The sequence below is a fragment of the Micrococcaceae bacterium Sec5.8 genome (assembly GCA_039636775.1).
Classification (GTDB): domain Bacteria; phylum Actinomycetota; class Actinomycetes; order Actinomycetales; family Micrococcaceae; genus Arthrobacter.
The window spans coordinates 2,233,970-2,257,330 of sequence record CP143429.1 but is presented as its reverse complement, the minus strand read 5'-3'; the positions used below and the strand labels follow the sequence as shown (position 1 = coordinate 2,257,330).

The following is a 23,361-nucleotide window of genomic DNA, read 5'->3' as shown; positions in this document are numbered from 1 at the left end:
CGGCCGGTGCCTTGCACCAATACCTTGAGGCGAGCGCGCTCGCCTTCGCGGACCGCGGTAAGTACGTGGGCGATCCGGCGTTCGGCGACGTCCCCACCGCCGCGTTCACCGATCCGCTGTTCGGCAAGGAGCGCGCCTGCCGGATCGATCCGCGGCAGGCCGCCGTGGAGCCCGTCGCCCCGGGGGAGCTGTCAGCGTACGACGGCGTGTGCCCGGCGGCCGCGCCGTGGCCGTGGCCGCCAGTGAGCTGGATACCGAGAACATTTCGACGACCAACCTGACCGTCGCGGATAAGTGGGGAAACGTTGTCGAGTACACGCTGACGATCGAACAGACCGGCGGATCCGGCATAGTGGTCCCCGGCTGCGGTTTCCTGCTCTACAACGAGCTCACAGATTTCTCCGCCGTGTACGAGGAGGCAGACCCGAACCGGATCGAACCGGGCAAGCGCCCGCGCTCGTCCATGGCGCCGACCATCATCCTCGAGGAAGGCACGCCGTTCCTCGCGCCCGGTTTCCCCGGCGGTTCGACGATCATCACCACCGTCCTGCAAACGATCCTGAACCGCGTGGACCTCGGCATGACCGTCTCTGGGGCCATCGCGGCGCCGCGACGGCCACCGAGTTCAGGCCCGAGGGCGCCATGGTGGCGGCCGCCGGGCCTGTGCGGCGCGGGGGCGGATCCGCGATGGTCCTCTGCCCGTCGTCGGGAAGTGCCCTATCCGGCGGTGCGCTCTCCGTGCAAGCATGAGGATTCAGCGACGACGCACGATGAGGGGACACGATGAAATCCAAGGAACTGCTGTTGGACGCCTTCGGCCGGATCCGCGAAGCAGTGGCCGCCACCCTCGACGGGGTGGACGGGGACGCCCTGCTCCGCCGGCCCGCCGGCAACGGCAACTCCGTGGCGTGGCTGGTCTGGCATCTCAGCCGGGTCGAGGACGCACAGCTCGCCGGCGCCTCCGGCCTTGAACAGGTGTGGACCGCGCAGGGGTTCGTCGGCCGGTTCGATCTGCCCCTGCCCGAGGGCGACACCGGCTACGGCCATTCGTCCGAGAAGGTGGACGCCGTCAAGGTCCCGGCGGAGCTCCTGCTGGAATACTACGACGCCGTGCACCGCCAGAGCGTGGCGTTCCTTCAATCCCTTGGCGACGAGGACATGGATCGTGTCATCGATACGCGCTGGAACCCGCCCGTCACCCTCGCAGTGCGGCTGGTCAGCACAATCGCCGACTGCCTCCAGCACGCGGGGCAGGCAGCGTACGCGAAGGGCTTGGATCCGGCCCGCACCCTCTAGAAGGCGTCGGCTGCGCCGCCCGGTGGGAGCGGTGAAAATCGGGTCGTGCGCACCTTGACACTGACTTTCGCGCCCGCAGACACTGAAGAGTCCACGCTGCTCACGAGAGGCAAGGGAACGGAAGAGACATGACCAGTACAGGTTCGTTCGTGATTGTTGTCGGGTTTGACGGTTCCGAGAATTCCCACAACGCCCTCAGGTGGGCCGTTGACGAAGCCACACAGCGGAACGGCGAAATCCGTCTTCTCACAGCCTGGGCGAAGTCCCCGCTCTCCTGGTACCCGGCGCTGCTGGAAACGGCCGCGGGCGAGGTCGTAACGCAAGATTCCCCCCAACGAGCAGCGGAGACCATGCAGGCTGCTGCCCTGACATTCGTTGAGAAGGCGGGGGTGTCCGCCACCGGCCTGGTCGTCCAGAATGATTCGGCGGCCTCTGCCCTCCTGGAAGCCGCCCAGGATGCTGATCTGGTGGTGGTTGGCTCCCGGGGGCACGGCGGCTTTTCCGGCCTGCATGTGGGGTCGGTGGCAACGCAAATCATCAATCATGCACCGTGCCCTGTCCTGGTGGTCCGGCCCAGGACTTCCTGAGGGCGGCCGCCGGTGCACCGGAACCGGATCCGGGGTGCGGAAGAATGGCCGCATGAGCGAAGCCGGCGATTTCATTGACATAGCGCTTCAACGCGAGTCATCGTGGAGCCGTGCTGAGGAAGCGGAAGGACGGTTCGGCAGCGGTCACCGATACTACGGCTCGTCCGTCGGAGCTGTGCGTGGGACGGTCCGCGACACCCTGCGCCGGCATCAGGACCTGACGCACGATGAAATCACCGCGTTGAGCTCTGAGTTGTGGGAGGTGCCCGTCTTCGAACGCCGCCTCGCCGCCGTCGTGCTCCTGCAGTCAAAGGTCCGCATGCTGACCAATACTGACCTGACCCGGATCGAGGGCTTCGTGCGCACCGCCCGGCTGGGCGCGCTGGTGGATCCGCTGGCGCTCGACGTCGTCGGGCCGCTGGTCGGCGGACTCGACGTCCCGGGGAGGGTCCGTGCCGACAGCGTCCTGGACCGCTGGGTGCGGGACCCCGATGCCTGGCTTCGCCGCGCGGCCGTGCTGTCTCCGTTGCCTGGGTTGCGCGCCGGTGCGGGAGACTGGTCCCGGTTCGTCCGACACGCCCGCTCGGTGCTGATGGAGCCACCGGAACGACGGGACGGGGATGCGGATGCCGCGGGGGCGGTCACCCTGGTGCTCGCAGAGATGGCCAAGCACCGGCCGGAGCTGAATTTCTAGGCGTCAACTCCGCCCCGGGGTTTTTTAGCCTGCCGGGCGGCGCTCCACCACCGCGTAGGCCTTTTCGTCCAGGAACTCCCAATCGGTGACCACCATGAATCCGAGGGCGTCCACGCGGTCATTCAGCACGTGGACGTCGAAGCCCCCATCGCGTGGTTCCGCGTCCCAGGTGGAGACGTGGACCTCCCCGTCATCCAGGACCAGCAGCTCGGTGTTGACGTTGAAATCCTCAGCTGGCTGCGTGCTGAGCTGGCAAATCGCCACACGGTGCCGTGGGACGTTGATGGTGTTCATAGTGGGCCTCCCGCGTCGAGGATACGGTGATGGCATCACCTTACGCCCCGGGCTGAAACGGGAGCCACGCTGCCGGACGCACCGTCCCCGCCGTCACCTCGATGTGACAGGCTGTGATCGTTCCGTTACCGTTGATGGGTGCCTGTTGTTTCCGAGACGGGCTCTCCCCAGCCGATTGCCTAACTCTGCCGCGGCCCGGGGACAACTCGCAGCAACGTCCGGCAGAGACGGGGAAACCACATTTTGACCCGCTGTTTTTCAGGGGTCTTGGGGTGAAGCCGCACAGCCCGTAACGATCGGGCCCGCGTGCGGCCGGGTGACTCCCATCCGAATCCGACAGCTCACCTCGCAGGCATTGGGAGAGGCTCCTTCAATGACTTTTAGCAATACCCGTGCGCCCAAACGCGTTTCCGCCGGCACCATCGGCCGCCAGGCCGCAGTTCTCGTCGCCACATCAGGAATGGTGCTCAGCGGTGCCCTGGCCGCAAATGCAGCCGAGGCTCCCGCCCAGCGCGACTCCGCACCGGCGTCGTCCGTCGACGTTCAGGGCGCCGTGTCCGCGCCGGTTATGGCCGACTCCGCCGTACAGATCACCTTCGAGCGTCCGGCCGTAGTGACCACCCCGGCTCCGGTCGTTGAGGCACCCAAGCCCGTCGAGGCGCCCCAGCCGGTGGCCGCTCCGAAGGCCGCTGTCGCAGCAGCGGCGCCGATCCGTGCCGCGGCAGTGGCCCCGGCCGCGGCACCCGCCGCAGCCAAGGCCACCGTCAAGGTTCAGGCTGCCCCCGCCCCGGCCCCGGCCGCGGCTCCGGCTCCGGCCGCGGCAGCAGGCGGCGTCAACGCCACGCTGCTGGCCGTCGCCTACGGCCAGATCGGCATCACCCAGGACTGCACCGCCATGGTGGAGAAGGCCCTGAACGCTGCCGGCATCCCGGTCGGTGACATCGGACCGCGGGCTTTCCTGAACTACGGCACGGTCGTCGGCGCCCCTCAGCCCGGCGACATCATTGTCCAGTCCGGCCACGTTGCCATCTACGCCGGCAACGGCCAGGCCATCAGCGGCGGCATGAACGGCGTCAACGCCACCATGGCCCACCCGCTGTCCTGGCTGACCGCAACCGGCCCCGTAACGTTCGTCCGCGCCGGCTAGCACCACCTTGTAGCTCTGCGTACAGCGGGCCGGTTGATCGGTTGCCTTGGGGGCAGCTGATCACCGGCCTTCTGCGTCCCCGGCGCCGGGGTTGACGCCGTAGCGCAGCAGCACCACGCCGTTGCCGAAGGCGCGGGTGTCCAGCAGCTGCAGCGAGGTAGTGTCATCGGCGGCCTGGAACAGCGGCTTGCCCCGTCCCACGAGAACCGGATGTACGTAGACCCGGTACTCATCAATCAGGCCCAAGTGACGGAAAGTCGCCGCGAGGTCCGAACCGCTTAACGCGAGGTCACCGCCGGGTTGCTCCTTGAGCTCCATCACCTCATCCACGACGACGTCGCGCACCACCCGGGCGTTCCAGTCGGCTTTGTCCAGGGTCCTGGAGTAGACGATCTTGGGCATGTCCCGCCAGATCTGTGCGAACTCGACCACCGGGGGAGTGCTCAGCGGGTCCTGGTCCGCCGTCGGCCAGAAATCGGCCATCAGCTGATACATGACACGCCCGTCCAGGAAAGCGCCCATGGTCCGGAGCTCGCTGTTGAAGTGCCGGTGCAGCTCATCATCCACCCGATGCCAGCCCAGGTCCCGCTCCGGACCCTCGATGAAGCCATCGAGGGATACCTGCATCATAAATACCACCTTGCGCATTGCGTTCTCCTTTGCGGCGCTGCGGACTCTCGGCGGACGGGGAGTTTCAGCGTACTCCGGGAACCCCTGCCGGGGCAGGGAAAGCATGGTGCGGCTTTCAGCACTGATGGACGGGTCCAAGGTTTCTACAAGGTCCGGGCTTGCATTGAGGCACGGTTGGGAGAAAGATGTGGGGAAGTTTAAACCCATCCACGGACCCACGTTTTCGGAGGTAGAGCATGCCTGCGAGCCCGCCCGTGGCAGGAGTCACCGGCTCACACCCGACCCTGTTCCGGGGATGAGTACCTATGCAGTCATGGGGTCCCGGCCGGCACTTCAGCAGTGGCCGGCACACGTCCACGTCAGCCCGACGGGCCGGCCGGCGCCTGCCCGGAGCTCCTGACCGGTTCCGCCCGCACCTCCTGGTGGTGCTGGTGGCCGTCCTCGCCTTGATCTCGGCCGCCACCATCTACGCCACCATCCAGGCCCGGGAGCCCGTCTTCGCCGAACCGCCGGCTCCCGCCGCAACGTCAGCGACTGCCGCCGGCGCCCCGACCGTGCCATCGCCCCCGCCCCCGGCCCCGGCCCCGGCGCCGTCCGCCGCCGCCGTCGTTCCTCCCCCGCCCGCGATTGGTCCGGCGCTGGATGAGGAGATCAACGACGTCATCCAATCCAACAGGGCCTATCGGGTGGGCGTGGCCCTCGTGGATGTGGCGGACGGAGCGGTCCACGAGTATGGGGCGAAGAACAAGTTCGTTGCTGCCAGCACCGCTAAAATCCTGGCCGCGGCGTCGTATTACCACCTGGTGGAAACCGGCAAAGCCTCTCTGGGGGCGCGGATGGGGGCTTCCACCTCCGGACAGCAGATCCGGCAAATGGTCCAGCAAAGCAACAATGATTCGTGGGCCTTGATCATGGCCGCGATTGGTGCCCGCGCCCTGACGAACTATGCCGCCGGCCTGGACATCCCCTACGACCGGTCGGTCAACAGCCTCACGCCCGCGGAGATGGCGAAAACTCTGACGGAGCTCTACAGCGGCAGGCTGCTCAACGCAGAGAACACCCGGCAGCTGCTGTCCTACATGCAGAAAACCAACGTCGAAACCCTGATTCCGGCCGCCGTGCCCCCCGGGGTCACCGTCTTTCACAAATACGGGCTGCTGAACGGATACCTGCACGACGCGGGCATTCTCGTGAAGGGGGACAAGGCCTACGTCTTCGTGGTGTACACCCAGGGCAGGGACTTATCAGACATGGCGGCCCGGACGCGGGTTATCCACCAGCTCACCACCACGGTCACCGCCGGCCTCTTCTGACGGACCATCCTCCTGCAGGACCCGCCGTGGCTCCCTGGCGGCGGGTCCGCCGTCGACCGCTGGGGAGGCGTGCTAGAAGCTCGACGAACTTCCCGAACCGGAGAAGCTGCCGCCGCTTCCCCCGTAGCCGGTGGTGCTGCCGCCGCCGCCGCGGGCACTGCCGACACTGCTCACACCGGTGGTGAAACCGGAGTTGAAAGTGGGCACCGAGAAGAAGTAGTAGGCGGGGTATACGGTGCCCAGAATGCTGGGCTCGTAGGTGCGCCCGTATTTGGCCTTGCTGCCGGCCTGTGCGCTCTCCATGTCGTTGCGCATGAGGCTGGCCTCCTTCTCGTTCTTGGCAAAAGCTGCAATGACGGTGTCGGCGTGGTTTTTGAGCAGCTCGGACAGGTGGGTGCGGGCATCGCGCAGCCGGTCGAGGGCTGTCTCCGGAGTGATGATGCCCGCCGCGAGTTCCGAGGTCCACCGTTCGAGCTCGCGGTGGCTTTCATCCCGGAAGGAACGCAGTGCTGCCGCGGTTGCAGAGTCGGATTGGGCGTGGCGCTTACTGAGCATCTGTTCGATCGCCGCCAGATCCGCGCGGAAAGGGGCCAGTTGCCGGTCCCAGGCCGGCGCCCATGCGGACCCGCGGTTGAGCAGGGCGTTGGTGTCCGCAATGACGTCGTCGAGGGCATCCAGTTCAGCGGCGGCATCGGCATAGCTGCGGATCAGCTTCAAGTTGGGGCGTTTGCCCAGGTCCCGGGACGACATGGCGTGGACCTGGTTCGAGAGGCCGGTGGCCGAGTTGTACTTTGCGAGGAAGGTCCTGTGCTTTTCCAGAACGGTGCTCCCGTAGCGGGACGCTTCCGGAATGGTTTCAGCGTTAAGTTCGGTGACCTGCAGGTCCATGCTGACGTTGGCATAGCTGGCGTCGCCGCGGGCCAGTTCCTTCCGGCTGCCGACCCTGGTCCGCCACCGCACAATCAGCCACGTCCCCGCGCCGGCGACGGCGGCCGCCACGGTGGTCCAGGCGGTGACGAGGAAGGCAGTGGAGCGGTACCACGGCTGGTTAATCAGTTCCGCGCCGCGGGTGATCCCGGCGATGGTGCCGTCTGTCCACTGGGCATCGCGAAAGAGGTCCTTGGAGGCGTTCTGAATGTCGTCCCGCTGGTCCAGCGAGACTTTGCGGTCCTCGCCCATGTACGTCCCAACATGCCGGCCCACCGGGTCCAGGGCGAAGATGAATAGCCCGTTCGCCCACTTCTGCCCGTCGTCGCTGATCCACTCCGGGTGCTCGGCCCGGGCGAACCGCAGGACTTCCTCGTTCAAGTTCTCCGACGAGGATCCGTTGTAGGTATAGATGGCCACCTTGGTGGGCTGGTAGAAATCAATCGCCCGCACCGCCGGCAGCAGGGTGTTCTGGTCCAGCACCCCCGCCTGGTCCGCCACGACGACGTCGACCGGTGTGACGGCCAACGCAGCCGGGCCCGCACTTGTCAGCCCGATCAGAACGAGAGCGAGGACGCCCATGATTTTCCGCACGATTCCCATTTGCCGAGCGTAGTGCCTGCCAGCGGCGGCGTCGATCTTAGCGGCGGCCCGGCCGTCTGAACTAAACGGGTGCCCGGCGCTCTGGCGGCGGCCCTCCGGTGAACTTAGGCTTTTTGTATCGAAGAACCAACACTTGAAAGGGTTCCCCATGAGACTCAGTCACCTCCCCCTGCGCTTGACCACCGGGGCGTTCATTGTGAATTCAGGTCTGAACAAGCGCCGCCTGGACGCAGAGGGTGCTGCCGGTTTGCAAGCCATGGCGGCAAGGGTTTATCCATCAGCCAGCCGCATGAAACCGGAGCTGTTTGGAAAGATGCTCAGCTATGCCGAACTGTCCCTGGGGGCCGCTCTTCTTGCGCCGTTCGTCCCCAGCCGCCTCGCCGGGGCAGGGCTCGCGGTCTTCTCGGGGTCGCTGTTCACCATATATTTGAAGACACCGGGAATGACCTTGGCGGACGGAATCCGGCCCAGCCAGCAAGGCACGGTCCTGGCCAAGGATGTCTGGATGCTGGGCATCGCCGGCGCACTCATCCTGGACCGGAAGGGTGCCGTCAAACGTTCGGCGGGGGCGCCTTCCTGACGTCAGGCGACCCCGCCGATGCCGGAGATCGGCTGCACCCCGGCCCGTCCCCCCTTTAGCCGGCAGTGCGCTTTAGCCGGCAGTGCGCTTTAGCCGGCAGTGCGGGGGGCGAACATGATGATGGAAACGCCAACAAGGCAAATGATGGAGCCAACCACGTCCCAGCGGTCCGGGCGGAATCCGTCAAAGACCATGCCCCAGGCCAGGGACCCCGCAACGAAGACTCCGCCGTAGGCTGCGAGAATCCGCCCGAAGTTGGCGTCGGGCTGCAGGGTTGCAATGAACCCGTAGATCCCCAGCGCGACGACGCCCAGACCGGCCCACCACCACTCGCGGCCCTCGCGGATCGCCTGCCACACCAGCCAGGCACCGCCGATTTCGGCCGCGGCGGCCAGGAGAAAAAGCAATACCGACTTTGCGATGTTCATGGGGTGGCCGGACCGGTCAGGCGTCGGACCCAGAGGTTCATGCCGTGGCTTTCCCGGGCGGATGCCCCGGCGCGAGGACAGCCCGCGCTGCGTCGGTCCGGGTCGGTAATCCCGGACTATGCCGCTGGTGACGCGGCACTGTCGGGGGCGTCCTGGCCGTACTCCGCCGAGATGAGGATGGGGAGATGGTCGGAGGCCCCGTGGGGGAGTGTTTCCACGCTTTCGATGTTAAGGCCCTGTGAAGTGGCGAAATCAAAGTGGCCCTTAAAGACCTTGTAGCGCGTATAAGTGCGGCGGTCGCTGAGGGTCAGGTCGTAGCCGGCGCCCTTCATTTCCTCTGTGAGGTACTTCGTGAAGAACGGGTAATTAAAGTCCCCCACCATCAGCGACATGAGGCCGCCGCCCATGCTGAGCAATTCCGCGTGCGCCGCGTGGATCTGGTTCCGGCGCAGCGAGTTCGACGCCGTGAGGGGAGCCGCGTGGAAAGAGGCGAGGACGAGGTCGTGGTCCGTTTCGTTGTCGACCATCCGGGTGCCGATGAGCCGTTCGTGGGCGGGCGACAGGACGCGGTCATGCAGCGACTTCTTGAGGGCAAAAGCTTTGGTTTCGTAGGCCTTGAACCGGTCCCTGCGGTAATAAATTGCCAGGCCCAGCCGGTTGCCCTTGGTGGAGTCCGCCAAGTGCAGGTCACCGATGGTGTCCGGGAGGTCGTTGGTATCGCATTCCTGGAGGCACAGGGCATCGATCTCAAAAGTGCGGGCCAGATCAACCAGCTCACCGATCGCATGGTGCTTACGCAGGTTGTAGCTGATGACTCGAATCAGGGGAGCACCTCTTCGGTGGATAGTTCCGGAAATCTCCTTTCGAGTCTACCCAGTCCAGCGGACCGGGGCAGATTTTCGGTGGAACGATCCTGCGTGCGGACGGAATCAATCCGTAGCGCCGGTCGTTGAGCGAGTGTCGGGCGGACAGTGGAACGTCCCGGTCAGAGCAGTTCACGGCTACGAGCAGGAGACCCCATCATGGCAAAGGCGATCTGGAACGACGCGGTCATCGCAGAGAGTGACAACACGGTCATGGTGGAGGGAAACCACTACTTCCCGCTGACCGCCGTGAAGTCCGAATACCTGGAAGACAGCAACTACAGCACCGTTTGCCCCTGGAAAGGCACGGCCAGCTATTACAGCCTGGTGGTCGACGGCCAGAAGAACCAGGATGCCGCGTGGTACTACGGGGACCCGAAGCCCGGCGCCCGGCAGGTCAAAGACCATGTGGCCTTCTGGCGGGGTGTGCGCGTAGAAGCCTAGATGTCCTGACCGGGAGGTTAGTGACACGCGCGCTGGTACATTGAGACCTCCAGCGCCCGGCGCTCTGCGCGCGCCACGGCACCGGCAGACAGGCGATAGTGTGTTCTGGGATTACCAGCCACACGAAAGGTTCCACCTTGTCTGTTGAACTACCGGTGCTTGCCGAGGGCGATTTCTACTACGAGGCCCTGGGTGGCGGGCGGTACCGCTCCACCATCCACGCCCAGGGGGCCTGGAATGTGCACGAACAGCACATGGCTCCCGCCTCCGGCATCATGGCCGATTGCCTGGACCGGCACGAGCCGCGCGAGGACATGCGGATGGCCCGGCTGAGCTATGAAATCCTTGGCCTGATTCCCGGCGGTGAGTTCGAGGTGGTGACCACCACGCTTCGGCCAGGCCGGACCATTGAACTGCTGCAGGCCGAGCTGACCGCCGGCGGCCGTACCGCGATCCGCGCCACTGCCTGGCGGATGATCACGTCCGACACCTCGGCGATCGCGGCCTTCGAAGATGCCAGGATCCCCGCGCCGGAGGACTGCGCACCGTACGATGCCGCCACCGTCTGGCCGGGCGGCTACATCGCATCGCTGCAGATGCGGATTGCCGACGGGCACCGGGCCGGATCAGGTACCGTCTGGCTCCGCACCCAACACCCGCTCACCGACAAAAAGGACAGCAGCGACCTCGCCCGGCTGATCGGCCTGGTGGATACTGCCAACGGGATTGCTGCCCGCGTTCCCCCGGGCAAGGGCAGCTACGCCTTCCCCAACCTGGACCTGCAGATCCATATGTACCGGCGGCCTGAAGGTGAGTGGCTGGGACTGGACAACGAGGTCACGTTCGGCACGGACGGCATCGGCCTGACCTCCACGGTGCTCCATGACCTTCAGGGTCCCTTTGGCCGCGCCGAGCAGATCCTGACCCTGCGGAAGTCCTAGGACTTCCGCAGGCCGGCCGGTCCGGCAGACGCGAGGGGCGGGGCCTGCTGCCTGGGCAAGGAACAGCCTCAGTGGAAGAACAGCCAGCCAACCACCGTCGCCAGACCGGTCAGGACGGCGCCCCAGGCAATGTCAGCCACCACGATGACGAGCGGCCAGTTCTTCAGGGTCGCGGCGTTGGTGAGGTCATAGGTGGCGTAGGCGAAGGTTCCCAGTGCGGCACCGTAACCCAGCGCCGAGAGCCAACTGCCGCCGTCGAGCGCGGGCTGAAGTGCGAAGAAAACGATCCCTGCGATGTACAGGACGTAGAAGACAACGGCGTACCCTAGATGGGGTTTGTCCGCCATGAGGTGCCCCAGATGGCCCCGGTAGAACTTGCTCATCGACTTGAGCCAGACGGAATCGATGAGGGCGAACGCGGCGGCTACGACGAGGAACTGCAAAATGAGCATAAGGGAGCATAACAAGATGCCGGAGGCCTCAGGTGCAGCGCGGGCGCTGACGATTTTCCGGCAGGAACACTCCCTTGGCGCAGCCGCCGACCTGGACCTCGCCCTGGAGCTGCTGGGCCGGGTCAAGACCGGCGCGGCGGGCCCCATGCTCCGCCTGTACCGGCCGGCGCCCACCGTGGCGTTCGGGCAGCGGGATACGCACCTGCCCGGCTTCGACGCCGCGGCGCAGGCCTGCCGTGAGCTGGGCTTCGAGCCGCTGATCCGGAAAGCCGGGGGACGCGCCGCTGCCTACCATCAGGGGACGCTGGTGATTGATCATTTGGAGCCGGCGGCAGATGCGATCGCCGGGGCCAAGGGGCGCTTTTCGTTCTTCGGGGAACTGCTGGCCTCCGCGCTGCGGAGCGCCGGCGTCGACGCCGCGGTGGGGGAGATCCCCGGCGAGTACTGCCCGGGCGAATTCAGCGTCCACGGACAGGATCCGCAGTTCCCGCAGCACCAGCTCAAACTCATCGGCACTGCCCAGCGGGTGGTGGCCGGCGGCTGGCTGTTCAGCTCAGTCATCGTGGTGGAGAACTCCGCCCCGATCCGTGCGGTGCTGGAGGCCAGTTACTCAGCCCTCGGACTGGACTGGGATCCGGCCACAGCGGGCGCCGTCAATGACCTCGTTCCGCATCTGGATGTCGACGCCATCGAGGCCGCCGTGGTCGATTCGTACGCCCGTTACGCGGCCCTGGACGAGGGAGAGTTCAGCGCACTGCTGCGCTGATCCCGTCCCGCGCTTCACCGCGGCACGCAACGGGCCTGGCAGCAGGGGCCGTTGTCGTCGCTCAACACGGCCCCTGCTGCGTCCAGAGGCCTAGTGGCCCCGGGTGATCCATTCCTCGAGGTGCGGCGCCTCGGCGCCTACCGTCGTCGGATCCCCGTGCCCGGTCCGCACCACGGTGTCCGCCGGCAGAGTCAGCAGCCGGCCCTTGATGGACCCGATGATGGTGGGGAAGTCGCTGTAGGACCTGCCGGTGGCCCCCGGCCCGCCCTGGAAGAGGGTGTCGCCGCTAAAGACGGTGCCCTCGCTCTCCAGCAGGAAGCACATGGAGCCGGGGGAATGGCCGGGTGTGTGCAGAGCCACGAGCCGCACGCCGGCCACGTCGAAGCTGTCTCCGTCCCCGATTGCATGGTCCGGTTCGGTTCCGGGGAACACGGCCTCCCACAGCATCCAGTCCGCCCGGTTGAGGTACACCGGGGCGTTGACGCGGCCGCGGAACCCGCCGACGGCGGCAATGTGGTCATCGTGGCCGTGGGTCAGCAGGATCGCGGTGACCTTTCGGCCCGAGACGGCGGTCTCGACGGCGGCGGCGTCGTGCGCCGGGTCGATCACGATGCACTCCGCATCGTCGCCGACGATCCAGACGTTGTTCTCGACGTCCCACGTGCCGCCGTCGAGCGAGAAGGTGCCCGAGGTGACCAGTCGGTCGATCCGGAGCCCGCCGGCAGGGCCGGCGCTCACAGTTCCACCACGGAGCGGAGTACCGAACCGGAGTGCATCTTCTCGAACGCTTCCTCGATCTGGTCGATGGTGATCCGTTCCGTCACGAACGCATCCAGGTTCAGCTTGCCCTGCTGGTACAGGTCGATCAGCATGGGGAAGTCGCGTGAGGGCAGGCAGTCGCCGTACCAGGAGGACTTCAGCGAACCGCCGCGGCCAAAGATGTCCAGCAGCGGCAGTTCCAGGGTCATCTCGGGGCTGGGAACGCCCACGAGGACCACGGTGCCGGCGAGGTCGCGGGCGTAGAACGCCTGCTTGTAGGTCTCCGGACGTCCGACGGCGTCAATGACCACATCGGCGCCGAAACCGCCGGTCAGGTCGCGGATCGCCTCGATGGGGTCGATGCCGGAGGAATCCACGGTGTGGGTGGCGCCGAGTTCTTTGGCACGGTCGAGCTTCTTGGGGTCGATGTCGACGGCGATCACGGTGGTGGCCCCGGCGAGCGCGGCACCGGCAACGGCGGCCACGCCGACACCACCGCAGCCGATGACGGCAACGGTATCCCCGCGCTGGACGTTTCCGGTGTTGATTGCCGCGCCGATTCCTGCCATGACGCCGCAGCCGAGCAGCCCGATGGCGGCCGGGTCGGCTTCGGGGTCAACCTTGGTGCACTGCCCGGCGGCGACGAGGGTCTTTTCGGCGAACGCGCCGATACCCAGCGCAGCGGTGAGCTCAGTGCCGTCTTCCAGGGTCATCTTCTGGGTGGCGTTGTGGGTGTTGAAGCAATACTGCGGCTCGCCGCGGCGGCAGGCCCGGCATTCGCCGCAGACGGCGCGCCAGTTGAGCACCACCCGGTCGCCGGGGGCAACCTCAGTGACGTCGGGACCCACGGCGGCCACGACGCCGGTGGCCTCGTGGCCGAGCAGGAACGGGAAGTCGTCGTTGATGGCGCCCTGCTTGTAATGCAGGTCAGTGTGGCAAACGCCGCAGGTCAGGATGTCGACGAGGGCCTCGCCCGGTCCGGGATCCGGGACCAGGATGGTCTCCAGAGTGACGGGGGCGCCCTTGGAGCGGGCGATGACGCCTTTGACTTTATGGACCATGGAATAGCTCCTCTGCTTGTGCTGCGGGTGTAGTCGCAAGCTCATTGTCGCAAGGCTTTGGCCGCGCAACGAGTGTGGCGCAACGGCAGACGGCGCGGCCTCGGAGGCCGCGCCGTCGTTGTTACCGGTTTATCTGGGTGGAAGGGACGGCCTTTAGGCCGCCAGGCGGCTCTTGACGTCGGCCACAGAGGGGTTCGTGGCGGCGGTGCCGTCCGGGAACAGCACGGTGGGGACGGTGCGGTTGCCTCCGTTGAGCTTTTCCACGAGGTCCGCGGTGCCTTCGACTTCTTCGATGTTGATCTCGGTGTAGCCGATGCCCTGGGCGTCCAATTGCTTCTTCAGGCGGTTGCAGTAACCGCACCACGTGGTCGAAAACATGGTGATGGTGCCGGATTCGGGGGTGAAGTCCACGAAGTTCTCCTCAAAGCTGGTTGACGGCGCTGGGTGGCAGCGCCCGTAGCCGACGTAAGTCGGGCGCCACTCTCAGTAACCTTAACCCTCAGTCCACTATTCCCGGGCGGCGTCGCACGGTGGCATGCTGGTCCCATGTGTGGACGCTACGTGATGGCCCGGGCCGTCGGAGACCTGCTGGCCGAGTTCGACGCCGGAGTTGCGGACGAGGTGGCCCTTCCGCCGTCGTGGAACGTAGCCCCGACGGCGGACGTTCCGATTCTGCTCGAACGCCTAGTGGACGGCGAACCGGTCCGGCAGCTGCACGTTGCGCGCTGGGGGCTCGTGCCCTCCTGGGCCAAGGACCCCAGGATCGGGTCGAAAATGATCAACGCGCGCAGCGAGAGCCTGCTGGAGAAGCCGGCGTTCCGGAAAGCCACCCGCGCCCGGCGCTGCGCCGTTCCGGCTGACGGGTACTACGAATGGAAGGGCGAGGGCCGCGGCAAACAGCCCTACTATGTGCACCCGAAGGACGGCCATCCGATTGCCTTCGCCGGGCTCTATGAATGGTGGAAGGACCCCTCCAGGACCGGGGATGACCCGGAGCGCTGGCTGCTCTCGACCTCGATCATCACCACCGACTCCCCGCCGGCGGGCTACGCCGGCGGAATGCTGGCTGAGCTTACCGCCCTGCACGACCGCGTACCGCTGCCGATGGACCGGGAAACCCTGCAGGCGTGGCTGGACCCCCAGGCCGAGGACGCGGCCGGTCTGGTCGATCTGGTCCGCGCCGGCGCCCACGACGTCGCGGAGGGCTGGCGAATCGACGCCGTGGGCACCGCCGTCGGGAATGTGAAAAATGATTCCCTGGAACTGATCCGGCCGGTAGGGAGCCTCTTCTAGCGGAGCACTGCGTTCGTCCCTGCGAAGCACCGCGCCGCAGAAGCCCCGACGCTGCAGCAGACATCCAAAGAAAATAAGTCGACTCGCAGCTCTGTCTTTGGATACTGTCGTGGACATGCCCACAAATGACCAGGACGATAAAGCTGCCAAGGCCGACCGGGAGCAGCTCGCCGCCGTGCGTGTGGCGGTTGACGAGGTGGACGAGCAGATTGTGTCCCTGATTGGCCGCCGCGAGCGCTTGATCAGGATCGCCGGAACGCTCAAGTCCGACAGTGCTGAGGTTCGGGCCCCCGGCCGGGTGGAGCGGGTTATCGAGCATGTCCGCTCCACCGCGGAGACGAAGGACATCGACGTCGACCTCGTGGAGAAGACCTACCGGGCCATGATCGATGCCTTCATCACCCTTGAATTGGAAGTGTACAAAGCAAGTTCCTAGAGAGCTTCCTTCACCGGGACGTTTGCCTGGAAATCGCGGCCGTCACAGTCGCTGAATGCGGTCATGAGGTGGCCCTTGGCCAGGCCCATGACAGTGCTGAGCGGAAAATGCCCGGTAATGGTGTTTCCGGAGTGCTCCACGCCTGTGAGGTCAAAGTTCTCCTCCGTCCCGTCGTGGCTGAAGCAGTAGAAGGACACCGCCTCCCCGTTCATGAACTCGATTCCCATGCGTCGCTGGTGGGAATGGTCAGGGGTTGCTGCCACCAGCCCCACCACGTAGGCGCCCTGGCCCGGGATGTTCCCCTCGATATCGAACGTCGCCACCAGGGACGAGTCCTCGGCGGCGATGCTTACGTGCTTCAAGAGTGCGTTGTGGGAGCTCATGGCTCAATCCTGCTACCTGGCCTTGCGTCCGTCCACCCCTGATCTAGGTTTTGCGGCGGCACCGTCGTAGACTGACATTGTTCGAATATATATTCGAATATTGCCGCTTACTTAGATGCAGCCGGCTTTTCAAGGGTGTGGTCCGGGAGGCGCGATGGGCATGTTCAGTGAGCCGGTGGACGTTGCCTGCACCCCCGCAGGCCAGCCCCTGCGGCTCGCCTGGAACGGCAGGGACTACACCGTCTGCGCCGAACCGGTCCGCTGGTACGAGCGCCGCCAATGGTGGGCGGAAGAACAGCGCGCACCGCTGGGGAGCGGGCCGGGACTGGTTGACCATGAGATCTGGCGGGTGCAGGTACGCCCTGCCGCTGCAACGGACACGGAAAGCCTCACCCTTGACCTGTCCCGGCATGTGGGCAGCGGACGCTGGCGCCTGGTGCGGATCCATGATGCCCTGCTTTCCTTCCGGAAGCCCGAATCGGCGTGAGCTTCACCCATCTTCATGTTTCCACCGCCTTCAGCGCCCACTACGGAGTGTCGTGGCCCGAGGAGCTGGCAGCCGCCGCCGCGGCGGACGGGGCGACAGCGCTCGCCTGCACGGACCGGGACGGTCTCTACGGAACCATCAAGCACCTGAAGGCCTGCATGGCAGCGGGACTGGCCCCGATTGTCGGGGTGGACCTGGCAGTCTTTGACGACGACGGCGACCACCGCACCCAGGTGGGCGGCCGCGTCGTGGTGCTGGCCCATGGGCACAACAACGGCGCCGGCTACCGGGCACTGTGCCGGCTGATTTCCGACGCCCATGCCCGCACCACGGGTAAAGCCGGGGGAGCCGTGCCCGTGGCCGTGACACGCGCCGAACTGGCTTCCCGCACCCTGCACCCGGAAACCCTGCAGCCGGTGCTGACGGTGCTGATCGGCCCCGACTCCGACGTCGGACGCTCCATGGGCGGCAGGCGCTACCTGCGCCCCCGCACCCTTTTCAAACGCTGGCTCGATGCCATGCCGCCGGGAACGATTTCCGCGGAGGTGGTCAGCCAGCTCAGCCCGCCGGGGGAGCCGCTCAGCACCGCCCATGCGGTACGGATGCTTAAACTCGCCGCCGAACACAATGTTCCCGCTGTTCTGAGCAACGCCGTGCGGTATGTCGCCGAGGACGGGGCAGCAACCGCTGACGTCCTGGACTCCGCCCGCACCCTGAAATCGCTCCCCGAACTTAACGCCGCCCCGCTGCTCCAGCCGAACGGGCAGGGCTGGCTTAAATCCTCGGCGCTAATGCTCCAGCTGGGCAAGGAGGTCATGCACGCCGCCGGTTACGGCGCCGCGGATCTCAAACACCTCATGGCGCAAACCGCGGCGCTCGCGGACCGCTGCCGAATGGACCCGGCAGCGGACATGGGATGGAAACAGCCGGTGGTCCCGGAAGCCTCCGTCATCGGCATCACCGGGGATCCCCTCGCCGAACTCACCCAGCGCTGCGACGCCGGCATCAGCAGGCGGTTCCCGGGGATCACCGGCAAACCTGCCGAGGAACTGCGCGGGCGGCTGGACCACGAACTGCGGATCATCGACAGCCTGGGCTTCGCTGCCTACTTCCTGACCGTGGCCGAAGTCTCCCGGATGATCCAGGACATGGGGGTCCGCGCCGCGGCCCGGGGGTCGGGGGCCTCGAGCCTGGTCAATTACCTGATCGACGTCAGCCAGGTGAACCCGCTGCAGCACGACCTCATTTTTGAACGGTTCCTCTCCCGTGACCGTGCCACGCTGCCGGACATCGACATCGACGTCGAAAGCGCCGAACGGCACAACGTGTACCGGAAGATCTTTGAGCGCTTCGGCTCCGAGCGCGTCTCGCTCATGAGCATGCAGAACGGCTACCGCGCTCGCGGTGCCGTGCGCGACGCCGGCCTGGCCCTGGGCATGGAGGAAGGCGAGATCGGGGATATCGCCAAACAGCTGTGGCGTTTCTCGGCCCGGAACTTCCGTGAAGCACTCGAGGAGAAGCCCGAACTGAAGGAATTCGCCGGCCGGGTGGAGCAGCGGGACTTCGCCGAAAACCAGCAGCTGGATCTGCTGGTGGACCTCACCGAACGCCTGGACCGGCTGCCGCGCCATATCTCGATGCACCCCTGCGGAGTGATCCTGGGGGATGCCACCTTGCTGGACCGCACGCCCGTCCAACCCAGCGGCGTGGGCCTGCCGATGAGCCAGTTCGACAAACACGACATGGACCCGATGGGCATGCTCAAACTCGATGTCCTGGGTGTCCGGATGCAAAGCGCCATGGCCTTCGCGGTCCGTGAGGTGATCCGCCTGCATCCCTCCAAAGCCCGGGTGGTGGCTGCCGGAGCCCACCCGGCAGGACCGGACGGCACGGGACCTGACTACATCGGCGAGGACGGGCAGATCGACCTCAACGCCGTGCCCCTCGACGACGAACCCACATATGAGCTGATCCGGAGCACCCACACCCTGGGCTGCTTCCAGATCGAATCCCCCGGGCAGCGGGAGCTGATTGGCAAACTGGCGCCCCGGGAATTCAACGACCTCATCATCGATATCTCGCTGTTCCGGCCCGGCCCGATGAAGTCAGACATGGTCCGGCCCTTCCTGGAACACCGGCACGGCTTTGCCCCCGAGGTCTACCCGCACCCGGACCTCAAACCCGTGCTGGAGGAGACGCACGGTGTCACGGTCTTCCATGAGCAGATCCTCAAGACCTTCCACGTGATGACCCATTGCGGGCTGGCGCGGGCCGATGAATTCCGCCGGGCCCTCGGCAACGACAAGCTCGAAGGCCAGGTGGAGGAGTTTTTCCGGAAGGAAGCCAGGTCCCGGGGATACAGCCCGGCAGTGGTGGATAAAGTCTGGGGAACGCTGAAGGCCTTCGGCAGCTTCGGATTCTGCAAAGCCCACGGCGCCGCCTTTGCCGTGCCCACTTACCAGTCGGCGTGGCTCAAGACCCACCATCCGGAGGCTTTCCTCGCCGGCCTGTGGGAACACGACCCCGGGATGTATCCCAAACGGCTCCTGGTGGCTGAGGCCCGGCGGCTCGGCATCCCCATCCTGCCCCTGGACATCAACCGCAGCCATGGCGAATACCGGGTGGAACGGGTGGACACCGGCCCGGACCGCGGAAAACTGGGGATCCGGTTAAGCCTGAACGGCATCTACGGGCTCTCCGCTGCGGAGCTGACACGGATTGTGGCGGGACAGCCCTTTGACTCGCTCGCAGACCTGCGGGCCAGGTCCCGGCTGAGCAAACCCAGTATCCAGCGGCTGGCGCAGCTCGGTGCCTTCGATTCCCTGCACCGGGCCTCCGGTGGAACCGCCAACCGTGCCGACCTGGTCCATCACCTCCAACACCTGCAGAGCCGCCCGCAGCGCAAGGGCATCGAGGTGATCGAGGGGCAGTTGTCGCTGCCGCTGGGGGACGTGGAGCTCAAGAATCTCAAGGGCGGGCTGCCTGCACCCACGCTGGTCGATACTGTCCGCGCAGAGCTGGACTTGATGGCCGTGGATGTCAGCGACCACCTCATGGCCAGTCACAAGCCTTTGCTGGACCGGCTCGGCGTCACCACCGCGGACAAGTTGTTGAAATTGCGCAACGGCACCGAAGTGCTGGTCGCAGGCGTCAGGGTGGCCACCCAGACGCCGCCTATGCGCGGAGGCCGCCGTGTGGTGTTCATCAGCATCGACGACGGCACGGGCTGTGTTGACTCGGTCTTCTTCCATGAGGCCCAGGAACAGGCCGGTCCGTTGCTCTTCAGCACCCGGTTGCTGCTGATCCGGGGCACCACCCGGCGGACCGGCCCGCGGGGGATCAGCATCAGCGCCACCATGGCCTGGGATCTGAGCCGCACCGAAACCCTGCCGTTCCCGGTCCCGTCCTCCGGAACTCCGGCGCACCTGGAACCCCAGCCGCCCGGAGCGTTGGACGGGATCAGGCGAAACCTCGCCATTACCGGATTTGGTGGCTGAGCGGCGCGTTGGTTGGCCACTTCAGAAACCGATAGCATGGACGAGGCTGGCTGTGGTCCCCGTACGCCACAAGCTACGAAGCCTAAAACGTTGAATAGGAGACACCCGTGTCAGATGCCCAGCAGATCACCCTTCTCGTCGATGGCGAAGAGACCAAGGTGGCTACCGGGACCACCGGCGCGGAGCTCTTTTTTGAGCGCCGGGACGTCGTCGTGGCCCGCGTCAACGGAGAGCTCAAGGACCTGGACCAACTGCTTCCCGAGGACGCCACCGTCGAGGGCGTGACCATCGACTCCCCGGACGGGCTGAACGTTTTGCGCCACTCCACCGCGCACGTCATGGCCCAGGCCGTGCAGCAACTGCGTCCCGACGCCAAGCTCGGCATCGGCCCGTACATCACCGACGGTTTCTACTTCGACTTCGATGTCGAGGAGCCGTTCACGCCGGAAGACTTGAAGGCGCTCGAAAAGATGATGCAGAAGATCATCAACCAGAACCAGAAGTTCGTCCGCCGGGTCGTCTCCGAGGACGAGGCCCGCGAGGCGATGAAGGATGAGCCCTACAAGCTGGAATTGATCGGACTCAAAGGCGCCGGTTCCGACGCCGACGGCTCATCCGTTGAAGTGGGCGCCGGCGAGCTGAGCATCTACGACAACGTGGAGCGCAAGGAGGGCACCGTTGTGTGGTGCGATTTGTGCCGGGGTCCGCACCTGCCCAACACCAAGCTGATCTCCAACGCCTTCGCGCTCACCCGTTCCTCCGCCGCTTACTGGCGCGGCAGCGAAAAGAACAAGCAGCTGCAGCGCATCTACGGCACCGCCTGGCCCACGAAGGATGCGCTCAAGGCCTACCAGGAGCGCATCGCCGAGGCCGAACGCCGCGACCACCGCAAACTCGGCGCCGAGCTGGACCTCTTCTCCTTCCCGGACGAGCTGGGTTCCGGCCTGCCGGTGTTCCACCCCAAGGGCGGCATCATCCGCAAGGCAATGGAGGACTACTCCCGCCAGCGCCACGTCGACGCCGGCTACGAGTTCGTCTACACCCCGCACATCACCAAGGGCCACCTCTACGAGGTCTCCGGCCACCTGGACTGGTACCGGGACGGCATGTTCCCCCCGATGCATATTGACGCGGAACTCAACGAGGATGGCACCATCCGCAAGCCCGGCCAGGACTACTACCTGAAGCCGATGAACTGCCCCATGCACAACCTGATCTTCCGCTCCCGCGGACGGTCCTACCGCGAACTGCCGCTGCGACTCTTTGAGTTCGGCTCGGTCTACCGGTACGAAAAGTCCGGCGTCGTACACGGCCTCACCCGGGTGCGCGGCATGACCCAGGACGACGCCCACATCTACTGCACCCGCGAACAGATGAAAGACGAGCTCACCAAGACGCTCACCTTCGTCCTCGCGCTGCTCAAGGACTACGGCCTGAACGACTTCTACCTCGAACTCTCCACCAAGGACCCGGAAAAGTCCGTGGGCTCGGACGAGATCTGGGCGGAAGCCACCCAGACCCTCGCCGAGGTCGCCGCGGAATCCGGCCTGGACCTGGTTCCCGATCCGGGCGGAGCCGCCTTCTACGGCCCGAAAATCTCGGTGCAGGCCCGTGACGCGATCGGCCGGACCTGGCAGATGTCCACCATTCAGCTGGACTTCAACCTGCCCGAACGCTTTGAACTCGAATTCCAGGCCGCCGACGGGACCCGCCAGCGCCCGGTCATGATCCACCGTGCCCTGTTTGGCTCCATCGAACGGTTCATGGGCGTCTTGACCGAGCACTACGCCGGGGCTTTCCCGGCCTGGCTGGCCCCCGTGCAGGTGGTCGGCATCCCGGTGGCCGAGGCGTTCAACGAGTACATGTTCGACGTCGTCGACCAGCTCAAGGCCGCGGGTATCCGGGCCGAGGTGGACATGTCCTCGGACCGATTCCCGAAGAAGATCCGCACGGCCAGTAAGGACAAGATCCCGTTCGTGCTGATCGCCGGCGGCGACGACGCAGAAGCCGGCGCCGTGTCGTTCCGCTTTCGTGACGGCAGCCAGGACAACGGCGTGCCGGTGGCCGAGGCTGTCCAGAGGATCGTCGACGCCGTCCGCAACCGGACCAGCTAGCGGACAGGACAGTACCGGGCATGCAAGAAAACCCAGGAGCCGCTCCGGAGTATCCGGGGGACGACGGCGTGAGAGACGACTTTGGCCTGGCCGGGGTGCCGGACGCCTTTCAGCGGCTGTGGACTCCGCACCGCATGGCGTACATCAAGGGCGGGCAAAACCAGTTCGACGCCGGGGACTGCCCGTTCTGCGTGGCACCGGACCGCGGGGATGACGATTCGTTGATCGTCTACCGCGGGCGGACCAGCTACGTGGTGCTCAATCTCTTTCCGTACAACCCGGGACACCTGCTGGTCTGCCCCTACCGGCACATTCCTGACTACACCGACCTGACAGTGGACGAGACAGCGGAGTTCGCCGAGCTCACCCAGACAGCCATGCGCGTGCTGCGCAAGGTCGCCAACCCCACCGGTTTCAACCTTGGCATGAACCAGGGGGTGACCGGCGGCGCCGGGATTGCGGGGCACCTGCACCAGCACGTGGTGCCCCGCTGGGGTGGCGACGGGAACTTCTTCCCGATCATCGCCCAGACCAAGGCAATCACCCAGACGCTGGGCGAGGTACGTCAGCAGGTGGCGGAAGCCTGGCCGCAGGCCAACGACGCGGGGCAGGCCAACGACGCGGGGCAGGCGACCGCCGGGGAGACGGATGCTGAATAGGCACGCACGTGGATTCTTCACCGCGCTGTTCTCGCCGCTGGCGCGGTGGCTGCTTCGGATCGGGGTCTCCCCGGACGCCGTAACCATCGTCGGAACGCTCGGCGTCGTGGTCGGCGCCCTGGTGTTCTACCCTCTGGGCCAGTTGTGGTGGGGCACCCTCTTCATCACCGCGTTCATCTTCTCCGACGTCCTCGACGGCATCATGGCGCGGATGCAGAAGACCGGCGGGCGCTGGGGAAACTTCCTGGACTCCACCCTGGACCGGGTCGCCGACGGCGCGCTGTTCGCCGGCGTCGCTGTCTGGTTCTTCACCGGGGGAGCGAATACTCCCATCGCGATCGCCGCCATCGTCTGCCTGGTGCTGGGCATGGTGGTCTCCTACGCCCGCGCCAAAGCCGAGGCCCTGGGATTCTCCGCCAATGTGGGCATCGCCGAGCGCGCCGAACGGCTGGTATCGGTCCTGGTGGTCACCGGCTTCACCGGTCTGGGCCTGCCCTCCGTGGTGCTGCTGGTGACGCTGTGCCTCCTGGCCGCCGCGAGCCTCGTGACGGTCATCCAGCGGATCATCGCGGTGCACCGCCAGTCCCTCGAGGAGCCCGAAGGCTCCGCCACGGAACAGGCCGCCTGAACGCGCAGTTTGCGGCAGGCCGCACGGGTGTAACCGGAATTCTGCCGGGCACATCGGGGGACTAGTATTAGCACTACCG

General features: G+C 66.0%; 26 protein-coding genes, 1 pseudogene and 1 riboswitch. Of the genes and pseudogenes, 17 read left to right on the top strand and 10 right to left on the bottom strand.

Annotation, left to right across the window (positions count from 1 at the left end; genetic code table 11):
- Positions 1-8 precede the first annotated feature (8 nt).
- The 4 genes and pseudogenes from VUN84_10370 to VUN84_10355 all read left to right on the top strand — a co-directional run bounded on the left by VUN84_10370 (position 9) and on the right by VUN84_10355 (position 2,577).
- Positions 9-750, top strand: a pseudogene (locus VUN84_10370) (gamma-glutamyltransferase).
- Between the two features lie 33 nt (positions 751-783).
- Complete coding sequence (locus tag VUN84_10365; protein ID XAS62742.1) at positions 784-1,296, top strand: DUF664 domain-containing protein; 513 nt, start codon at positions 784-786, stop codon at positions 1,294-1,296.
- Positions 1,297-1,424: 128 nt separating this feature from the next.
- Positions 1,425-1,883 (top strand): universal stress protein, encoded by a 459-nt coding sequence (locus VUN84_10360; GenBank protein ID XAS62741.1) that lies wholly within the window; start codon positions 1,425-1,427, stop codon positions 1,881-1,883.
- Between the two features lie 52 nt (positions 1,884-1,935).
- A complete protein-coding gene (locus VUN84_10355; protein ID XAS62740.1) occupies positions 1,936-2,577 on the top strand; it encodes a DNA alkylation repair protein in 642 nt (213 codons plus the stop codon).
- Between the two features lie 24 nt (positions 2,578-2,601).
- On the opposite strand, the gene VUN84_10350 is transcribed toward VUN84_10355, so the two are convergent.
- The gene (locus VUN84_10350) at positions 2,602-2,871 is read right to left on the bottom strand and encodes a hypothetical protein (protein ID XAS62739.1); all 270 of its coding nucleotides are present in this window, start codon (positions 2,869-2,871) and stop codon (positions 2,602-2,604) included.
- A 166-nt stretch (positions 2,872-3,037) separates the two neighbouring features.
- A riboswitch (cyclic di-AMP (ydaO/yuaA leader) is annotated at positions 3,038-3,240 on the top strand.
- 4 nt (positions 3,241-3,244) lie between these two features.
- On the opposite strand from VUN84_10350, the gene VUN84_10345 reads away from it, so the two are divergent.
- Positions 3,245-4,018, top strand: coding sequence for a hypothetical protein (locus VUN84_10345; protein ID XAS62738.1), 774 nt, complete (start codon positions 3,245-3,247; stop codon positions 4,016-4,018).
- Positions 4,019-4,078: 60 nt separating this feature from the next.
- Here VUN84_10345 and VUN84_10340 read toward each other — a convergent pair whose 3' ends face one another.
- Positions 4,079-4,666, bottom strand: coding sequence for a dihydrofolate reductase family protein (locus tag VUN84_10340; protein ID XAS62737.1), 588 nt, complete (start codon positions 4,664-4,666; stop codon positions 4,079-4,081).
- Positions 4,667-4,953: 287 nt separating this feature from the next.
- Here VUN84_10340 and VUN84_10335 point away from each other — a divergent pair, with 287 nt between their 5' ends.
- A complete protein-coding gene (locus VUN84_10335; GenBank protein XAS62736.1) occupies positions 4,954-5,961 on the top strand; it encodes a serine hydrolase in 1,008 nt (335 codons plus the stop codon).
- Positions 5,962-6,033: 72 nt separating this feature from the next.
- On the opposite strand, the gene VUN84_10330 is transcribed toward VUN84_10335, so the two are convergent.
- Positions 6,034-7,491: a DUF5129 domain-containing protein gene (locus VUN84_10330; GenBank protein XAS62735.1), complete on the bottom strand. Its 1,458-nt coding sequence runs from the start codon at positions 7,489-7,491 to the stop codon at positions 6,034-6,036.
- A gap of 148 nt (positions 7,492-7,639) precedes the next feature.
- On the opposite strand from VUN84_10330, the gene VUN84_10325 reads away from it, so the two are divergent.
- A complete protein-coding gene (locus VUN84_10325) occupies positions 7,640-8,071 on the top strand; it encodes a hypothetical protein (GenBank protein ID XAS62734.1) in 432 nt (143 codons plus the stop codon).
- Between the two features lie 89 nt (positions 8,072-8,160).
- On the opposite strand, the gene VUN84_10320 is transcribed toward VUN84_10325, so the two are convergent.
- Both VUN84_10320 and VUN84_10315 read right to left on the bottom strand, forming a co-directional pair.
- Positions 8,161-8,499 (bottom strand): YnfA family protein, encoded by a 339-nt coding sequence (locus VUN84_10320; protein ID XAS62733.1) that lies wholly within the window; start codon positions 8,497-8,499, stop codon positions 8,161-8,163.
- A gap of 116 nt (positions 8,500-8,615) precedes the next feature.
- Positions 8,616-9,320 (bottom strand): endonuclease/exonuclease/phosphatase family protein, encoded by a 705-nt coding sequence (locus VUN84_10315; protein ID XAS65821.1) that lies wholly within the window; start codon positions 9,318-9,320, stop codon positions 8,616-8,618.
- Between the two features lie 201 nt (positions 9,321-9,521).
- Between VUN84_10315 and VUN84_10310 the strand changes: the two genes are divergently transcribed.
- Both VUN84_10310 and VUN84_10305 read left to right on the top strand, forming a co-directional pair.
- Complete coding sequence (locus VUN84_10310) at positions 9,522-9,806, top strand: DUF427 domain-containing protein (protein ID XAS62732.1); 285 nt, start codon at positions 9,522-9,524, stop codon at positions 9,804-9,806.
- Positions 9,807-9,943: 137 nt separating this feature from the next.
- On the top strand, positions 9,944-10,747 hold the full coding sequence (locus tag VUN84_10305; GenBank protein ID XAS62731.1) for a thioesterase family protein: 804 nt from the start codon (positions 9,944-9,946) through the stop codon (positions 10,745-10,747).
- Between the two features lie 68 nt (positions 10,748-10,815).
- Here VUN84_10305 and VUN84_10300 read toward each other — a convergent pair whose 3' ends face one another.
- A complete protein-coding gene (locus VUN84_10300; protein ID XAS62730.1) occupies positions 10,816-11,199 on the bottom strand; it encodes a DUF2177 family protein in 384 nt (127 codons plus the stop codon).
- A 16-nt stretch (positions 11,200-11,215) separates the two neighbouring features.
- On the opposite strand from VUN84_10300, the gene VUN84_10295 reads away from it, so the two are divergent.
- The gene (locus VUN84_10295) at positions 11,216-11,965 is read left to right on the top strand and encodes a lipoate--protein ligase family protein (protein ID XAS65820.1); all 750 of its coding nucleotides are present in this window, start codon (positions 11,216-11,218) and stop codon (positions 11,963-11,965) included.
- A 90-nt stretch (positions 11,966-12,055) separates the two neighbouring features.
- Here VUN84_10295 and VUN84_10290 read toward each other — a convergent pair whose 3' ends face one another.
- From VUN84_10290 to VUN84_10280, 3 genes are all read right to left on the bottom strand, one after another.
- Positions 12,056-12,703 carry an MBL fold metallo-hydrolase gene (locus tag VUN84_10290; protein XAS62729.1) on the bottom strand — a complete coding sequence of 216 codons (648 nt, stop codon included), beginning with the start codon at positions 12,701-12,703 and terminating at the stop codon, positions 12,056-12,058.
- Positions 12,700-13,785: an S-(hydroxymethyl)mycothiol dehydrogenase gene (locus tag VUN84_10285; GenBank protein ID XAS62728.1), complete on the bottom strand. Its 1,086-nt coding sequence runs from the start codon at positions 13,783-13,785 to the stop codon at positions 12,700-12,702. Before VUN84_10285 ends, VUN84_10290 begins: the two co-directional genes overlap by 4 nt.
- A gap of 153 nt (positions 13,786-13,938) precedes the next feature.
- Entirely contained in the window at positions 13,939-14,196 is a 258-nt protein-coding gene (locus VUN84_10280; protein ID XAS62727.1) for a mycoredoxin, read from the bottom strand.
- A 135-nt stretch (positions 14,197-14,331) separates the two neighbouring features.
- On the opposite strand from VUN84_10280, the gene VUN84_10275 reads away from it, so the two are divergent.
- Together VUN84_10275 and VUN84_10270 are read left to right on the top strand one after the other, a co-directional pair.
- The gene (locus VUN84_10275) at positions 14,332-15,078 is read left to right on the top strand and encodes an SOS response-associated peptidase (GenBank protein XAS62726.1); all 747 of its coding nucleotides are present in this window, start codon (positions 14,332-14,334) and stop codon (positions 15,076-15,078) included.
- A gap of 115 nt (positions 15,079-15,193) precedes the next feature.
- Positions 15,194-15,514, top strand: coding sequence for a chorismate mutase (locus VUN84_10270; protein ID XAS62725.1), 321 nt, complete (start codon positions 15,194-15,196; stop codon positions 15,512-15,514).
- Here VUN84_10270 and VUN84_10265 read toward each other — a convergent pair.
- Positions 15,511-15,897 (bottom strand): hypothetical protein, encoded by a 387-nt coding sequence (locus tag VUN84_10265; protein ID XAS62724.1) that lies wholly within the window; start codon positions 15,895-15,897, stop codon positions 15,511-15,513. The two genes, VUN84_10270 and VUN84_10265, sit on opposite strands and share 4 nt — an antisense overlap.
- Before the next feature lie 154 nt (positions 15,898-16,051).
- On the opposite strand from VUN84_10265, the gene VUN84_10260 reads away from it, so the two are divergent.
- The 5 genes from VUN84_10260 to VUN84_10240 all read left to right on the top strand — a co-directional run bounded on the left by VUN84_10260 (position 16,052) and on the right by VUN84_10240 (position 23,282).
- Positions 16,052-16,384 (top strand): DUF6504 family protein, encoded by a 333-nt coding sequence (locus VUN84_10260; GenBank protein XAS62723.1) that lies wholly within the window; start codon positions 16,052-16,054, stop codon positions 16,382-16,384.
- Entirely contained in the window at positions 16,381-19,881 is a 3,501-nt protein-coding gene (dnaE, locus tag VUN84_10255; protein XAS62722.1) for a DNA polymerase III subunit alpha, read from the top strand. The genes VUN84_10260 and dnaE overlap by 4 nt, the downstream gene beginning before the upstream one ends.
- A 107-nt stretch (positions 19,882-19,988) precedes the next feature.
- Positions 19,989-21,995: a threonine--tRNA ligase gene (gene thrS / locus VUN84_10250; protein XAS62721.1), complete on the top strand. Its 2,007-nt coding sequence runs from the start codon at positions 19,989-19,991 to the stop codon at positions 21,993-21,995.
- A 20-nt stretch (positions 21,996-22,015) separates the two neighbouring features.
- Complete coding sequence (locus VUN84_10245; GenBank protein XAS62720.1) at positions 22,016-22,654, top strand: HIT domain-containing protein; 639 nt, start codon at positions 22,016-22,018, stop codon at positions 22,652-22,654.
- Positions 22,644-23,282 carry a CDP-alcohol phosphatidyltransferase family protein gene (locus tag VUN84_10240; GenBank protein ID XAS62719.1) on the top strand — a complete coding sequence of 213 codons (639 nt, stop codon included), beginning with the start codon at positions 22,644-22,646 and terminating at the stop codon, positions 23,280-23,282. Before VUN84_10245 ends, VUN84_10240 begins: the two co-directional genes overlap by 11 nt.
- The last annotated feature ends 79 nt before the right edge of the window (positions 23,283-23,361 follow it).

Excerpts from the sequence above, each read along its gene's own strand:
- VUN84_10365 (XAS62742.1), top strand. The coding sequence starts at position 784 with ATGAAATCCAAGGAACTGCTGTTGGACGCCTTCGGCCGGATCCGCGAA.
- VUN84_10360 (XAS62741.1), top strand. The coding sequence starts at position 1,425 with ATGACCAGTACAGGTTCGTTCGTGATTGTTGTCGGGTTTGACGGTTCC.
- VUN84_10355 (XAS62740.1), top strand. The coding sequence starts at position 1,936 with ATGAGCGAAGCCGGCGATTTCATTGACATAGCGCTTCAACGCGAGTCA.
- VUN84_10350 (XAS62739.1), bottom strand. The coding sequence starts at position 2,871 with ATGAACACCATCAACGTCCCACGGCACCGTGTGGCGATTTGCCAGCTC.
- VUN84_10345 (XAS62738.1), top strand. The coding sequence starts at position 3,245 with ATGACTTTTAGCAATACCCGTGCGCCCAAACGCGTTTCCGCCGGCACC.
- VUN84_10340 (XAS62737.1), bottom strand. The coding sequence starts at position 4,666 with ATGCGCAAGGTGGTATTTATGATGCAGGTATCCCTCGATGGCTTCATC.
- VUN84_10335 (XAS62736.1), top strand. The coding sequence starts at position 4,954 with ATGCAGTCATGGGGTCCCGGCCGGCACTTCAGCAGTGGCCGGCACACG.
- VUN84_10330 (XAS62735.1), bottom strand. The coding sequence starts at position 7,491 with ATGGGAATCGTGCGGAAAATCATGGGCGTCCTCGCTCTCGTTCTGATC.
- VUN84_10325 (XAS62734.1), top strand. The coding sequence starts at position 7,640 with ATGAGACTCAGTCACCTCCCCCTGCGCTTGACCACCGGGGCGTTCATT.
- VUN84_10320 (XAS62733.1), bottom strand. The coding sequence starts at position 8,499 with ATGAACATCGCAAAGTCGGTATTGCTTTTTCTCCTGGCCGCCGCGGCC.
- VUN84_10310 (XAS62732.1), top strand. The coding sequence starts at position 9,522 with ATGGCAAAGGCGATCTGGAACGACGCGGTCATCGCAGAGAGTGACAAC.
- VUN84_10300 (XAS62730.1), bottom strand. The coding sequence starts at position 11,199 with ATGCTCATTTTGCAGTTCCTCGTCGTAGCCGCCGCGTTCGCCCTCATC.
- VUN84_10295 (XAS65820.1), top strand. The coding sequence starts at position 11,216 with ATGCCGGAGGCCTCAGGTGCAGCGCGGGCGCTGACGATTTTCCGGCAG.
- VUN84_10285 (XAS62728.1), bottom strand. The coding sequence starts at position 13,785 with ATGGTCCATAAAGTCAAAGGCGTCATCGCCCGCTCCAAGGGCGCCCCC.
- VUN84_10275 (XAS62726.1), top strand. The coding sequence starts at position 14,332 with ATGTGTGGACGCTACGTGATGGCCCGGGCCGTCGGAGACCTGCTGGCC.
- VUN84_10270 (XAS62725.1), top strand. The coding sequence starts at position 15,194 with ATGCCCACAAATGACCAGGACGATAAAGCTGCCAAGGCCGACCGGGAG.
- VUN84_10265 (XAS62724.1), bottom strand. The coding sequence starts at position 15,897 with ATGAGCTCCCACAACGCACTCTTGAAGCACGTAAGCATCGCCGCCGAG.
- VUN84_10260 (XAS62723.1), top strand. The coding sequence starts at position 16,052 with ATGGGCATGTTCAGTGAGCCGGTGGACGTTGCCTGCACCCCCGCAGGC.
- VUN84_10245 (XAS62720.1), top strand. The coding sequence starts at position 22,016 with ATGCAAGAAAACCCAGGAGCCGCTCCGGAGTATCCGGGGGACGACGGC.
- VUN84_10240 (XAS62719.1), top strand. The coding sequence starts at position 22,644 with ATGCTGAATAGGCACGCACGTGGATTCTTCACCGCGCTGTTCTCGCCG.